Raw genomic sequence first — 14,759 nt, forward strand, 5'->3', positions numbered from 1 at the left:
TTTAAAAAATAGTTTCAAAAATATTATATATTTTAAAAATATTTAACTTAAAGCTAAAAGACATGCTCCAACACAACAAACTATTTGCGGTTCTTTTGGTATTAAAAGTTTCTTTTCCAATTTTGCCTCCAAAACTTTTATTAAAACACTGTTTTTTGCAACTCCTCCACTAAATACTATATTTTCAAGTTTCATTCTTTTTACCATTGGAATTATTCTATTTGAAATGCTATCATATACGCCCATTATAATCTCTTCTTTAGGCGTTTTTTTAGATAACAGTGAAATTATTTCAGTTTCTGCAAACACTGCACACATTGATGATATTTTTGAATGGTTTTTGGAGCTATACTCATTTATATCTTTATCTAAATTTAAAATATCAATGCATTTTTCTAAAAATTTGCCGGTTCCAGCAGCACACTTATCCGAAAGTATAAAATCAACAACTTGGCCATCTTTTAGTTTTAAAACTTTACTATCTTGCCCCCCAATATCTATTAACCCTTCTGCTTCTTTGAAAAAATAGTTTGCACCTTTTCCAAGTGCAATTACCTCTGGAACCACTTTTTCTACAAATGAGATTTTATGTCTACCGTAACCTGTTGCAACAGTTTTTTCAACATTTCTTCCTTTTTTGAATTCTTCAATCATATTTAAAAGTTCATTTTCATCAACAACTACCCCTAAATTTTTTATTTCGTAATCTACAATATTGTTATTATCCATTAATACAAACTTAGTGGTAGTTGAGCCAATGTCAATTCCTAAAATCATGTTTACACCAAAATTAACTAAATAAATGTATAACGAGTTAAAGTTTATTAATTACGATAACGATATAACTAAAAAACTTCAAGTAATAGAAAAAACTTTCGAATTTTAAAATTAATGATTAATTGATAAAATGATAACTGAAAACATATTTTTTATAATGAATATTATTGGCCTTTTAGCATTTGCAGTCGTAGGCTCATTAAAGGGAATTAAAAAAGGTCTGGACTTACTTGGAATAACGGTTCTTGGAATAATGACTGCATTAGGTGGCGGTATTACTAGAGATTTACTTGTAAACACAATTCCATATGCATTAATGTATCCAAATGATATAATCGTTTCATTAATTGGAGTATGGCTTGCAATAGTTGTTTTTAAAGTTTTTAATGAAGATATAAGTAATAAATACATAATTCAGATTCCCGACGCAATAGGGCTCTCTGCTTTTACCACTACAGGTGCAATGATTGCATTTAATTTTGAAGTTTCTTTTTTTGGAGTAATAATTCTTGCAACTCTTACGGGGGTTGGAGGAGGAATAATTAGCGACATATTATTACAAAAAACACCTTCCGCACTAACGGAGGATTTTTATGCGAGTTGTTCAATAATTGGTGCAGTTTCATTTTACCTCTGCATTTTATCAAATGTAAACTTTGAAATAAGTGCAGTTATCTGCAGCATCATAGTTTTAATGGTAAGAATTGTTGCAATACTTTGTAAATGGAGTCTTCCAAAATTTTATAGCGAAAAATAATATTATAACATAAGAAATATGCTCCACATATAGTCTTTAAATTTTAGAAATATAAATTTAAAAAAATTAAAATATTCTAAAAATTATTTATTTAATTATTCTGGCTTTTCCATTAATTTACACTTATTTAAAATTTTTCCGTCTCCTGCATGAGGTTTTCTTGAAACAGCATCAGTTGCTTTTTCTAATTCTCGTGCCTCGTCAACCATTTTAGCAGCATATCTTATGGTTTCATGAGCTGACGCAACTATTGGGATGTATTTTTCCATTTCTTTTGTCATGAAACATCCTTTAACGTCGATATCGGCTGTTTTTTCAGCCATTACAAATGCAGCCATTGCTTTTGCCTTTGCGTAAGGGTTTGCAAAGTCCATTGCATCAACTGCTTTTTGTTCGGTGATTACAATTTTTGGTAATGATATTTCTTTTCCTTCTTCAACTGCAAATACCATTTCGTCTATTGCATTTTGAACAACTCTTAAAGCACCGGTTCCTGCTAAAACTCTGATTACATCAGCGTTAAACATTGCCATTTCAACAGGATCTAAGAACTGCCTTCTAGCACCAATCATAGGGTCGCATTTAATTAAAACGTATCCAAGTCCTTGTTCAGCCATTGCATCTTTATCTTTAATACCTGGTGCATCACCAATAATAACTGATGGAATTCCTGAAGCAGCTAAGATTTCTCTAGCTTTTTTAGGGCCTGGTGCAGCAGGATTTGGGCCGATATATACGATAAAGTCAGGTTTTTCTTCAACCATTTTCTTACTAACTTCTTCAACTTGGTCAGGGTTCATTTTAGCTCCGCTACCTAAAACCCTAACGTCAATGTCGTTTCTGTCTGCTCTTTCGTCTAAACAAAGATCGATTATTGGAGACATTCCTATATTACCACATTTTAAAATACCTATTTTTACAACCATTATATCACCGAAAGATATTATTTCCTTTCTGAAATATTTCTGAAGTTAGCCACTTATATTGATTGTTATTTGAAAACTTTATTACCCCAATTAACTTATGTAATTTATAAAACTGTAACTCTATTTTCAACATTCGAAGTTATTTTCTCTAACTACTAAAAAACGTAAAATACAGTTATAAAAACAAGATATAAATACAAAAAGATACAAATTCATACCTATAATTTAGCCAAATATCATTTTAAAACTCGATAAAGAGGGGTCTTATGGACGATTTTGAAAAAATAATAAATTCATTAAGTGATAAGGAAGTAATACTTAGAGTTGACTTAAAACAAAATGTAAAAGTTATAAATTTTAAAATAGGTTCAATGGATATTGTTGGTGAAATTGGAGTCAGTTTCAGGTCAATAATGCCTGAAAAAGTCTCTGAAGAAATTTCTGAAAAAATAATCGAAGTATCCGATGAAGTATCCGATGCAGCAGAAAAAGTAGAGCAGAAGTTAAAATTTTAAAATGAAATTAAATAATTATTTTATTTTTATATTATGTCTTTTTACAGGTTTTTGAGTTTTTGCTCTTTTTAAGTCTATTTTTAACCATTTTCCTATGCAGTTCACTTCCGCAAACATCACACTCGCTATCAGGATAATTTATGGGATACATCGCTTTACATCCCTTACAGAGTTTTTTCCAAATAAAATCGTTTTTAGACCCTTCAGCTATGATATTTTTATATTTAACATTTAACTTTTTTGAAACGTTCTGTATTCCATAGTCATCGGTATATAATATGCCTTCAAGTTCGATTGCAAGTGCTAATATCTCAATATCATTTTTAGATAATGTATCGCCAGTATTTAATGTCATTTTAGATACATTTTCAATATTTTCTATTTTTGGGTCTAATATTTTTAATTTTCCATAATCTAGTGCTGATTTAATAATTTCTTCCTTTGAAACTACTTCTAAAACGATTCCGTTTGTTGTATAGTGTATTCCCTCTTCAATTGAAGGGTTGTAGCCGTGAATAAATGCTGAAGCATCGAGTATTTTTATCAAAAAACCACCGGGGTAATTCACATATATATTATTACTGTATCTTTATTATAGCTTTATTTATTTAAAACTCCGGTGTAAAGATGTCTAAAAAAATAAACACGAAAAATAAAAAACAAGACGATGAATTTTTTGTTTTGAATTTAAACCAATTTAGGATGATAACAGGTTATGAATTATCTAACAATGATTTAATATTGGAAATAAACAAAAATTATGAAGTAATAGTTCCAATTGAATACAATGTATCTTTTAAAGATGGAAAACTAATTTTTGAAGACTTTATCGGCGAAAAATCAGATTCAGTAAGGGCTTTAGCAAACTCCCTAAAATCTGGAATTTTAAATAAAATGTCCCAAAGTATTGTTGAAGGCCTTACAAACAATGTAACAAATCGTAGAACGTACTATATCAATGAAGGAATTCCTTTAATTGGGCATACTGCATTTGGGCTGATTGATAGGGGTACAAATGTAATTCAGATAAGGGGTTTAAGTGGTTGTAATATTAATTGTCCATTCTGTTCTGTTGATGAGGGAAATCATTCAAAGTCAAGAAAAAATGATTATTACGTGGATATGGATTATTTAGTTTCAGAATACAAAAAAATAGCGGATTTTAAAGGGAATACAAAATTAGAAGCACACCTTGACGGGCAAGGTGAACCTTCACTATATTATCCCCTTTTAGAACTTGTTCAGGAACTTAATGAAATAAATGGGCCTAAAAAAGGAATAGTTTCAATCCAATCAAATGGTGTTAACTTAAATGAAAAACTAATAGATGATTTAGCAGATTCTGGCCTACACCGGATAAACATGTCCATAAATGCAATTGATGAAAAACTTTCAAAAGGGCTTTCGGGTAAAAAGGATTACGATATAAATAAAATTTTGGAAATTTCAGAATATATTAAAAATTCCAAAATTCACCTTCTAATTGCTCCAATTTTACTTCCAAACTATAATGACACAGAATTCAAAAAAGTATTGGATTATGCAGTAAATTTACAGCAAAAAATACCCCAAAATACGATAAACCCGATAAACAACAAAAAAAATCCAATTCTTGGTGCACAACTTTGTTTAACATATCAATTTGGCAGAAAAGTTCCGAAAATGAAAACATGGGACTTTAATAAATTTTACGGCCTTTTGGCAAACTATGAAAAAGAATATTCTTCAAATGGAATAAATGTTAATTTAAAAGTTCCATTAAATGAATACTTTGGAAGTCATGTAAGAACGAGGTTACCATGTCCTTTTAAGGTAAATGACGTAATTTCTGCAACTGTGTTAATGGATGGACGGGTAAATGGGGAAATAATTGCCAGTTCAATGGATAGAATAATTCAGGTAATTAATTGTAAACTGGAAACATGTAAGATTATTGGAAAAAGAATAAATGTAAAGGTACTGCGTACAAAAGACAATATAATTGTTGGAACTCTTGTAAAATAAATTAAAAAAGCTCTCAGAAACCCTGTATTCATCATTTTTTAATTCTAAGATGATTTATTGTGTAAATTCTCTTTAAATTAAATCAGCAGGGATGACAGTCATCATCGAGCGTTTTATATATTAATATAATATATATTTCAGTATTCACGTCATCCGATATAGTCTTACGTATTTAGTATATAAATAATGGCAATATGCAAAAAACCACACACTGAATTTAAGAAAAAATAATTTATTGAATAAAACGTTTTTCTCAAAAAATAAATTTTAAGAATTTTAAAAATTCAAAAAAGGATATAGATTTTTTACTTATTTTTTCTGGGTAATACATGTTTTTGTTAATATTATTATGTCAAATGTCGTATACGGGGGTAGGGGGGTTTAAGATATAATGGTTTAACAGGTAACTAATATTCCATATTACTTACTATTGAATTATATATTGATTCTACGCTAGAGTACTTTTAAGACGATTCCTCGTCAATTACTATTTTGTTAAATGACCTATATAAAGTTTATTATGTTGAGTAATAATAGATATAATTATTGCAATATCTTAATAAGTTTACAACTTATGTCGATTATAAATTTGTCTATAAAATTAGATAATTAATCATTTATAAATTAAAAAATATCTATAAAAAAAGAAATTGATGTTCAATGTATTTAGGGCACTGTTACAGTATGGGGGAATATGGCAATTTCTTGCCAATTAATAAGATAAAACCTACCGTATATAAAATTTTTTATGTGGTAGCATAATAAACATTAAAATTTAGATTAAGCTTTATAAAATTTTTAAAATCTTTTAAAAATGTAACGTTTTACAAATTTATTAAAAAAGAAAAAAATGTTAACGTAAGGTAATACACGTATACGGTTAAAAATGTGCAATGCCTTACGCAGAACAGATAAATTGCTTATTTGGGGCTATTATGTTATATACCTTGAGTACTTTCAAGGCAAAAAATATACTGTGTTTATTGTATTTAATGGTTACGGGTACTATAAAAATTTCCACGTATCAGGTAATATTCTTTAGATTTTTAAAAATAATTTTAAAAAATACCAAATTACTATTTAAAAATATTCAATATTTATTTATATTTTAATGATATTTCGCCTACCAGAGGTTTCCTTCAAGGTGGCTTTTTATCTTGTCGGTTGTGGCATTATAAATTCTACAAATACGAACTTTAATGATTTTACCCATAATTTCTTTGGATTCTATAATAATTGGTACATGCATCTTTTTTAAATAATTCATAAATTCTAAAAAATCCGGCTCGGATTCAAAAAATAGTTCAAAACATTCTTTTGAAGTGATTCCTTCTGAAACATCCTTTATCGTTTGAATCATTGGAAGAAAAATCGATTTTCCAAGTTTTTCTGCCCTATTTAATTCTTCTTCTTTACTTTCGGACATTTCAAAGGATTGGTATCCTTCCCTAACAATTCTACTAAACATGAAATCGATTCCAATATCATAAGTATATTTAAATGCTATTGAAAGGTCATTACATTGCGTGTGTTGAGTGGTATATTTTAAAGGTTCCATTAGCATTTCAGGGTCTTTTAAAATTACGCCTTCTTTTTTATTTTCATTTAGTGTGTTTAATATTTCCCATAATTTAGAAATATCTTTTTTATCGATTATTATTGGTTTTACGTGTGGAATTTCATATTTTTTAAATAGCTCTTCTTTTTTAGATATTGAATAAGGTATATTTGTTTCACGTTCTCGAATATCGAAAATATAAAATCCTAAATTTTCATAATCTTTTTCTGCTTCAATGTAATATTGGTTTACATAAGGGTTATTTAGTCCTATCATTTCTCCACAAAGCATTAAATTGGGATAATCATCTAAAAAAGTGGTTTTAAGGTATTTTTTAACTTTTTTAGTTGTAAACGGGCATATTTTCCCACCACGAGTTACTGCAAGTATTTCATCTTCAAATTTTATAATTCTTATATTATATCCATCTAATTTTTCTTCAATTGCAATTTTTTTATCAAAATATTTGTCTAAAGACGCTTTAAGCATCATTGCTCTTTTTATTTTAGGATAACCGCAAAAATAGTCAAAATTATCGTTTAAAAAAACAATAGTGCCCCTTTCAATATGCCTTAACTTCTTTTTAAAACAGAGGTATTTTTTGTCATTGTATTCGTATTTTGTAATTATTTTACGTTCAAATCCCTTTTCAAGGTCATTTGGATTTAAATTCAGCCTTTTTGAAATTTTTTGAACTATTTCTTTAAATTCTTTATTATTAGTTTTTGAAAAAAGTCCATTCATAAAAATCACATGAGTTTTTTTATACGCTTTGAAAGTTTACTGCAAACAAGCATATTGTTTGGGTTTGATCTCTTACAATAAAAATTTTCACTTTGCGCCTTACTTAAAAGTTTTAAAAATTCTTTTGGATTATCCAAATCAAACTCAGGAATTTCTAAAAATGCATTTCCAACTTCCCAAAAAAAGTGTGCATCACTTCCAACACCTTTTACAATGTTGTAACTTTTTGCATAGGTTTTTGCATCTTCATTCGGTTTTTGTTCTATACATCTGCTGTTATATATTTCAACAATATCTACTTTTTTTATAAATTCAGAACTATCTAAAAGCCCAAACTTACATAAGGACCTTTTTCTTTGCCAGTCAAATGGATGGGGAATATAAATAAGCCCGCCTTGTTCTTTTACCTTATCAAACGCTTCAAAAATATCTTTTTCTTTAATTTCTTCATTTAAAAAAATTCCGCAGAATTCTCCTTTTGACGTTGAAATTTCTTCGCCAGGAATTCCAAAGTCCGTTTTAGTCATTACATCATGGTCAGTAATTATTGGTAAAATTCCTTTTTTCAAACACGTTTTTTTTAAAATGTTTAAAAAGTTCATTGAACACCTTGAGCTGTGTGTGTGAACGTGCATGTCAATTTTTATCATTTGGGGGTCACCAAAAAATTATTAGCTTAAATACATTATTTAAAAATTCTTTAAAAATCATTTAAATATTATTTAAAAATTATTTCATAGCATTTTGCTATTTTTTAATTATTTACTCTATTTAATAACTAATTAGTTGAATTTTTCCGTAATTTTGCATGCTTTTTTGTAAGTAGTATTAATAAACGCTTCTCGTAATTTATATGTTTTGTTTTCAAGTAGTATTTTTCCATCAACAATTACTGTATCCACATCGTTTCCATTTGCACAATAAACGATATTAGATTTTATATTATTTATTGGAATAAAATGTGGGGAATTTAAATCTAATAAAACAATATCATTGTTTTTAAAACCTATGCTTTCGCTGTTAATACCCATTTTTAAAGCTGTATCAATATTTAGGACAGTTGGATCCCACCTGTGGGATTTATGGAGTAAAGATGCTGTTTTCATTTCTCGAATAATATCTAAGTTATTATTACTTGCAGGGCCATCCGTTCCAAGCGAAATGTTTGCACCATTGTTTAAAAGTTCCATTGCAGGCATTACTCCGCCACTTGCAAGTTTCATATTACTTGTTGGACAGTGGAGTATTTTCACATTATTTTTTGAAAGTTTTTTTGCTTCATCTTTTGTAATCCAGACGCAGTGTGCAGCATTTAATTTTTCGTTTAAAACACCTATTTTTTCAAGGTAGTCAATTGGTCGCATATTTATCTTATTTTCTAGTTCCACAACTTCATATCGAGTTTCAGAAACATGGGTATGTAAATTTATGTTATTTTCAATTGAAATTTCCTTACATTCAATATATGTTTCTTCTGAACAAGTATATGGTGCATGAGGTGCGATTCCGGGCAATATATTTTTTTCATTAATATTATTTTTTACAAACTTTTTTGCAGAATTTAAAAGTCTATCAAGATTTTTTTCGTCAGGCGTTCCAAAATCCATTATTGGGTATGAAACCTGTGCTTTTAATCCTACTTCCTTTGTAGCCGTTACAATTTCTTCTGAAAAAAAGTACATTTCGTTAAACGTGGTAACTCCAAAACGAAGCATCTCAAGACAACCTATTAATGAACCGGTGTACACATCTTCCTTAGTTAATTTTGCTTCATTAGGCCATATTTTTTTATTTAGCCAGTCATTTAATGCCATATCATCAGAAATTCCCCTAAGTAATGTCATTGGAATATGGGTGTGTGCATTGTATAATCCGGGAATAGCACACTTTCTTTTGCCATCTATTATTTTAATGTCTGATTTATTTAGGTTTTTTTTCTCTATAAGTGATTTTCCAAAAGTTATATTGACGTTACTTTCATTAGCTATACTTTCGTCAGCCATACTTTCTTTTAAATTATTTTTTTTTAAATTAATTTCTTCATCTTTTAATATTTTTGTTTTCTGCTCAATTAAAATGTCGCAGTTTTGATGAATATTTAAATTACCGTCAATGTAATAGGATACATTTTTTATTAATATATTTTTAAGCCCATTTTCCATTATATTCAACCCGTTTTGAATTACTTTTTGTTACTTATTTTTCGTTATTTTTGATTTTTATTTAGTTTTGATAACTTTTTATAAATTTTTGTATGAAATATATAATTAAAATTATTTCATAAATAAGTGCAAAGTGGTCTGTTTTTTTGAATTTTTTAATTCATCCTTTGAGATACTCAAAGCTTCCATTATCCTTATTACGGGGGGTAAAATCTGGTTTTCAATATAATAATTTGTATCGTAACTTTTAGCGTTTTCTATTAACTCTGCTCTTTCACTAATTGAATTTTTCCCATCTGTTATAATATAGCTTATAACGTCTCCAACATTTATCCGGTTGCCTGCCTTTGCAATTTTTTTTGCAACTTCAACGTGTGGGGCAGTCGTTTTATAATCTTCAATTCGCTTTGTAAGTTGGGTATGTATTAAAAGGTCTTCTTTATCTACGTTTCCTTTTTTTAATTCATCAATTGTTTTTTGAATTATATTTTTTGCAGAATCAATATTTCCATGTTTTAAAAGCTCATCAAGTACATTTTTTTGGGTTTTTTTAGAAATATTTGACCAATCACGCCGTACAACTTCAAGGCCTTTTATAGTTACCTTTTCATTTTCATCAATAAGCGCATATTTCTTTTTAGTTACAAATATGCCCCTTTTAAAATGGCCCTCAAATTCAAGTTCCATTTCTCCAGGAAGTTTATCGTTTATCGTTTTTAAAAATTCTTTAGTTTTTTCTAAAAGTTTTTCTTTACTTATTATTCCATTTTTTGAGTTCCATTTTGAATAAAAACCATCAGTATCTGCATAAATTACATTAAATCCAAAATTTTCCGCTTCTTCAATAGTTTTCTGTATGTATGACCGTCCAAGATGTGTTGTTACTTCCGCACAGTCTTTTGAATACCAGCGTGCCATTGGAAATGCTAGGTAGCCGTAATGTGAATTTGCAAGAACTTTAATGGATTTTTGTTCATAATCAAGTATCTTATATTCTTCGTCAAATTCGTTTTTAAGTGCTTTTTCTTTTAAAATTTCTTTTATCTTTTTTCGCCTATTTATTAAATCCATTAGTGTTTTTGGAACTATTCCAGTCTGTTTTTTACAGAAAGTATGGCCTAAAACTTTTTCAGCTTCTTTAAAATTACAACAGTCGCAATTTATAGTTTCAGGGCTTATGTTATGGCTCATTATTATCGAAGGATAAAGGCTTAAAAAGTCCATCGAAATTATATCTTCATGTATTCCTTTTAAAGGCTCTTTTACATAGCCTCCTTCATATGAACTCCTTATACGCTTTTGATATTCATTTCCAGAGGGTTTATTTGGGGATACAACGCCTAATTTATACGAATTTTTTAAAAGAAGATATTCTACCATTTGGCTACTGCTCATACGGTTTATATCAAAAAGTGATTGGTTTACGACCCTTGAAAACATTACTTCAAGAGGTAAAAACTGTTCCCCAATCTTTCTAGTGTAGTACGCATCTTGAAAAGAATATTCTACAAGGGTTTCATCACAACTATCCCACATTTTTGGGATATTTTCATGCCCAACATCTACTTTTTTAATTCCAAAAAGTTCTTCAGTTACATTTTCAAGTCTATATCTTGCAATACTTAATAATCGCCTTGCAATCGGGTATAAGTCGATATGAACTCTTCCTGGGATATAACTTTTTGAATTTATGCCCCCTTTTGTAATTTTTATCTTTTCGCCATTTTTTCCAAGTTTTAAATCTAGTCCAAAAGTTTCAGCACGCCCTTTAAGGTATGGAAAATCAAAATTATCCCCGTTATATGTGTAAATTACATCATAACTACTTAAAACTTCTATAATTCTCTTTATAAGTTCTTTTTCATCTTTTACTACTTCTAACTTATCGTGATTAAATTTTTTTGTGGATATTACTAAATTTTCATCTTTTGAACTGAAACTAGCCATTATTATCGGGTCTTTTTTTGAACTTGGCTCTTTTTCACAATAAACTTCAATATCGAAAGAAACAGCTTTTAAATTAGGTATTTTGTTATTGATTGATAAATTATTTTTAAAATCCCAGTTTGTTGTTGGAATAATTTCATTGTCAATTAAATATCTTTTTGTAAATGGAATATCGTATTCATAAAGCTTTTCAAATCCCATTAGTATTTCACGGATTGTTTTTACGTTTGTTGGATATTTCACGGTTATTTTTGATAATTTCTTTTTTTTATATTTCTCATCAAAAACGATTTTTTCAACTATATCAATACTTTCAATCATTTTTAAAGGTTCTTTTGGTTCATTAACTGTCTTAAAATTACTATTTTTCTTACTATTTTCCTTATTATTTTCTTTATTATTTTCTTTATTATTTTCTTTATTATTTTCGAGTTCATTTGCTTCAAAATCTTTTAAATAATTTAAAATTTTTTCCTTATCACTTGAATTTAAGTAAAAATAAGGCTTAAAATTTTTTTCTTTTACTGTCTGATTCAAAAAATAAAGATAAATACATAAATCATCTGAATTATAATCAATATCAACCAAACTTTCCATTAAAACACCAAAGTTACACGAATTATATTTAGAATATAAGATAAATAATTAGGATAGTAATTAAGATATTAGTTAAATTTATATGTTTATTGGCTTATATTTGTGAGTTAAATTCATTTTTTATTTGTTGGTTAAAAACTAAGGATAGTAACTTAGAGTTTTTACAGCATTATATTTTATTGTTATAGTGGTGACAAAATGAAATTAAAAGGCAAAGCACACGTATTTTCAGATGATGTCGATACCGATGCTATAATTCCAGGAGCATATCTAAGAACTACTGATGTTTATGAACTTGCATCGCACTGTATGGCGGGGATTGATGAGAATTTTCCTAAAAAAGTAAATTTGGGGGATTTTATTGTTGCAGGTGAAAATTTTGGCTGTGGAAGTTCAAGGGAACAGGCTCCAATTTCGATAAAATATCTTGGAATAAGTGCAATAATTGCGGAAAGTTTTGCAAGAATTTTTTATCGAAATTCTATAAACTTAGGTGTAATTCCAATTGAATGCAAAAACATTTCAAAACACGTTAAAACAGGGGATTTAATAGAATTAGACCTTGAAAACAAAAAAATCATTTTAAAAGACATTGTTTTAGAATGCACGGTTCCAACTGGAAAGGCAAAAGAAATAATTGATTTAGGCGGGCTTATAAATTATGCAAAAGCGCAAATGGGCTAAAATATTCTTATAAAATCTATTAATAATCTAAATAATGTATTGAAATAACTAAATTTTTAAATTAAACATGTTAAGCAATTTAATTTTAATTAGAGGTGTTAAATGTCTAGACTAGGAATTTTAGACCATGATAGGTGTCAACCAAGACGGTGCTCAATGGAATGTTTAAAGTACTGTCCCGGAGTTAGAATGGAAGAAGAAACTATTGTAATTGATGAAGATAGTGGAAAACCGATAATTTCAGAAGAATTATGCAGTGGATGCGGGATATGTACAAAAAGATGTCCCTTTCAGGCAATAAAAATTATCGGGCTTCCAAAGGAATTAAGTGATGAAAAAATAGTTCATTCCTATGGGAAAAATCGGTTTAGATTATATGGCCTTATAACTCCAAGAGATGGAGTAACTGGTCTTTTAGGGCCAAATGGGGTTGGTAAATCAACAATTATAAAGATATTAAGTGGAGAGTTAATTCCTAACTTGAACAATCTTTCAAAAGCCCCTGATTTTTCAAAAGTGCTTGATTATTTTTCCGGAACTGAACTTCAAAATTATTTTGAAAAATTAAGGCAAAAAGGAATAAAACCAATACATAAGCCACAGTATATCGATATTTTACCAAAAGTCGTTAAAGGGAATGTTAGTGAACTTTTAAAACGGGTTGATGAAACAGGAAACTTTGAAAAAATTGTAAAAGCCCTTGAAATTGAAAACGTTTTGGATAGAAGTTTTGACCAGCTTTCAGGAGGGGAATTACAAAGAGTTGCAATTGCTGCTGCTGCTTTAAGAGAAGGGGACATTTATTACTTTGATGAACCGACATCATGGCTCGATGTAAAACAGAGGTTTAGTGCTGCAAAAGTAATCCGTGAAATTGCTGAAAAAAAGAAAGTTGTTTTAGTAGAACACGATTTAATTGTTTTAGATTATTTATCTGACTATATCCATATATTATATGGTGTTCCGGCAGCTTACGGGGTTTCAACTCATCCAAGGGGGACAAGAGTTGGGATAAACACTTACTTGGATGGATTTTTAAAAGAAGAAAATATACGAGTTAGAAAAACTCCTATTATATTTGAAAATAGGCCTCCACAAGATAATTCAAATAGGCCGATACTTTTAGACTATACGGATATTAAAAAAACACAAGGAAACTTTAGTTTAAGTGTTTCAGGCGGCCAAATTTACCAAGGGGAAGTTGTTGGAATTTTAGGGCCAAATGGTATTGGAAAAACTACTTTTGTAAAAACACTTTCAGGAATAACCAATCCTGACTTTGGGGAAATAGTTGGAGATATTAAAGTAGCGTATAAACCTCAATATATTGGAACGGATTATTTAGGAACTGTTGAAGAATTATTATCTGAAATTACAAATATAAATTCTTCATTTTATAAATCCGAAATTATAAAACCGCTTTCACTAGAAAATCTGCTTGAATCAGAGGTAAAAGATTTGTCAGGAGGGGAATTACAAAGAGTTGCAATTGCAACGTGCTTAAGTCATGATGCTGATTTATACTTAATTGATGAGCCATCGGCATTTTTAGATGTTGAACAGCGTTTAACAACATCAAGAGTAATTAGAAGAATGGCAGATGAAAAAGATGCAGCAATGTTTGTAGTTGACCACGATATATTATTCCAAGACTATATTTCTGATAGGTTTATAGTATTTAGTGGTGTTTCTGGGATAAATGGAACAGGTTCAGCACCTTTGAAAAAACGTGAAGGTGCAAATAAATTTTTAAAAGAAATGAATATTACATTTAGACGAGATTTAGATACTAAAAGGCCGAGAATTAATAAGGAAGGAAGTCAAAGAGATACATATCAAAGAGAAATTGGCGAATACTATTATATTGATGAATAAAAAAACTAAAAATTCTTTAACTTATTTTTTACAATAAAATGAACTAGGTTAAGTCTAACGTACGATAAAATTATTAAACATATGAATCTATAAATATAATTTATAAATCGTTATTCTTGTAATTAACGATTAATTTATCCTTTAAAATTATTTAAAACTTTTTTAAATGCTTTTTAAATTTTAAAATCCTTTAAATTAGTTGTAACTAGTTGC

12 protein-coding genes are annotated in these 14,759 nt (G+C 28.8%); 5 read left to right on the top strand and 7 right to left on the bottom strand.

Annotation, left to right across the window (positions count from 1 at the left end):
- Positions 1-42: 42 nt before the first annotated feature.
- Complete coding sequence (locus tag MEVAN_RS07015; protein ID WP_012066170.1) at positions 43-777, bottom strand: acyl-CoA dehydratase activase; 735 nt, start codon at positions 775-777, stop codon at positions 43-45.
- A gap of 130 nt (positions 778-907) precedes the next feature.
- Here MEVAN_RS07015 and MEVAN_RS07020 point away from each other — a divergent pair, with 130 nt between their 5' ends.
- Positions 908-1,534 carry a trimeric intracellular cation channel family protein gene (locus tag MEVAN_RS07020; RefSeq protein WP_012066171.1) on the top strand — a complete coding sequence of 209 codons (627 nt, stop codon included), beginning with the start codon at positions 908-910 and terminating at the stop codon, positions 1,532-1,534.
- A gap of 95 nt (positions 1,535-1,629) precedes the next feature.
- Here the strand turns inward: MEVAN_RS07020 and MEVAN_RS07025 are convergent, their stop codons facing one another.
- A complete protein-coding gene (locus MEVAN_RS07025; protein WP_012066172.1) occupies positions 1,630-2,460 on the bottom strand; it encodes a F420-dependent methylenetetrahydromethanopterin dehydrogenase in 831 nt (276 codons plus the stop codon).
- A gap of 266 nt (positions 2,461-2,726) precedes the next feature.
- On the opposite strand from MEVAN_RS07025, the gene MEVAN_RS07030 reads away from it, so the two are divergent.
- Entirely contained in the window at positions 2,727-2,975 is a 249-nt protein-coding gene (locus MEVAN_RS07030) for a hypothetical protein (RefSeq protein ID WP_012066173.1), read from the top strand.
- 31 nt (positions 2,976-3,006) lie between these two features.
- On the opposite strand, the gene MEVAN_RS07035 is transcribed toward MEVAN_RS07030, so the two are convergent.
- Entirely contained in the window at positions 3,007-3,522 is a 516-nt protein-coding gene (locus tag MEVAN_RS07035) for a type II toxin-antitoxin system VapC family toxin (RefSeq protein ID WP_012066174.1), read from the bottom strand.
- 80 nt (positions 3,523-3,602) lie between these two features.
- On the opposite strand from MEVAN_RS07035, the gene MEVAN_RS07040 reads away from it, so the two are divergent.
- On the top strand, positions 3,603-4,979 hold the full coding sequence (locus MEVAN_RS07040) for a radical SAM protein (RefSeq protein ID WP_012066175.1): 1,377 nt from the start codon (positions 3,603-3,605) through the stop codon (positions 4,977-4,979).
- A gap of 1,123 nt (positions 4,980-6,102) precedes the next feature.
- On the opposite strand, the gene MEVAN_RS07045 is transcribed toward MEVAN_RS07040, so the two are convergent.
- From MEVAN_RS07045 to MEVAN_RS07060, 4 genes are all read right to left on the bottom strand, one after another.
- Positions 6,103-7,281: an RNA ligase gene (locus tag MEVAN_RS07045; RefSeq protein ID WP_012066176.1), complete on the bottom strand. Its 1,179-nt coding sequence runs from the start codon at positions 7,279-7,281 to the stop codon at positions 6,103-6,105.
- Between the two features lie 5 nt (positions 7,282-7,286).
- Complete coding sequence (locus MEVAN_RS07050; RefSeq protein WP_012066177.1) at positions 7,287-7,931, bottom strand: PHP-associated domain-containing protein; 645 nt, start codon at positions 7,929-7,931, stop codon at positions 7,287-7,289.
- Positions 7,932-8,063: 132 nt separating this feature from the next.
- Entirely contained in the window at positions 8,064-9,443 is a 1,380-nt protein-coding gene (locus MEVAN_RS07055) for an amidohydrolase (RefSeq protein WP_012066178.1), read from the bottom strand.
- Positions 9,444-9,554: 111 nt separating this feature from the next.
- Positions 9,555-11,987, bottom strand: a complete 2,433-nt coding sequence (locus tag MEVAN_RS07060) for a DNA-directed DNA polymerase (RefSeq protein WP_012066179.1) — start codon at positions 11,985-11,987, stop codon at positions 9,555-9,557.
- Between the two features lie 198 nt (positions 11,988-12,185).
- Here MEVAN_RS07060 and hacB point away from each other — a divergent pair, with 198 nt between their 5' ends.
- Positions 12,186-12,671 (top strand): homoaconitase small subunit, encoded by a 486-nt coding sequence (gene hacB / locus MEVAN_RS07065; RefSeq protein ID WP_012066180.1) that lies wholly within the window; start codon positions 12,186-12,188, stop codon positions 12,669-12,671.
- 102 nt (positions 12,672-12,773) lie between these two features.
- A complete protein-coding gene (locus tag MEVAN_RS07070) occupies positions 12,774-14,546 on the top strand; it encodes a ribosome biogenesis/translation initiation ATPase RLI (protein WP_012066181.1) in 1,773 nt (590 codons plus the stop codon).
- Positions 14,547-14,759: the final 213 nt, after the last annotated feature.

The organism is Methanococcus vannielii SB (assembly GCF_000017165.1).
Classification (GTDB): domain Archaea; phylum AGJL01; class Methanococci; order Methanococcales; family Methanococcaceae; genus Methanococcus; species Methanococcus vannielii.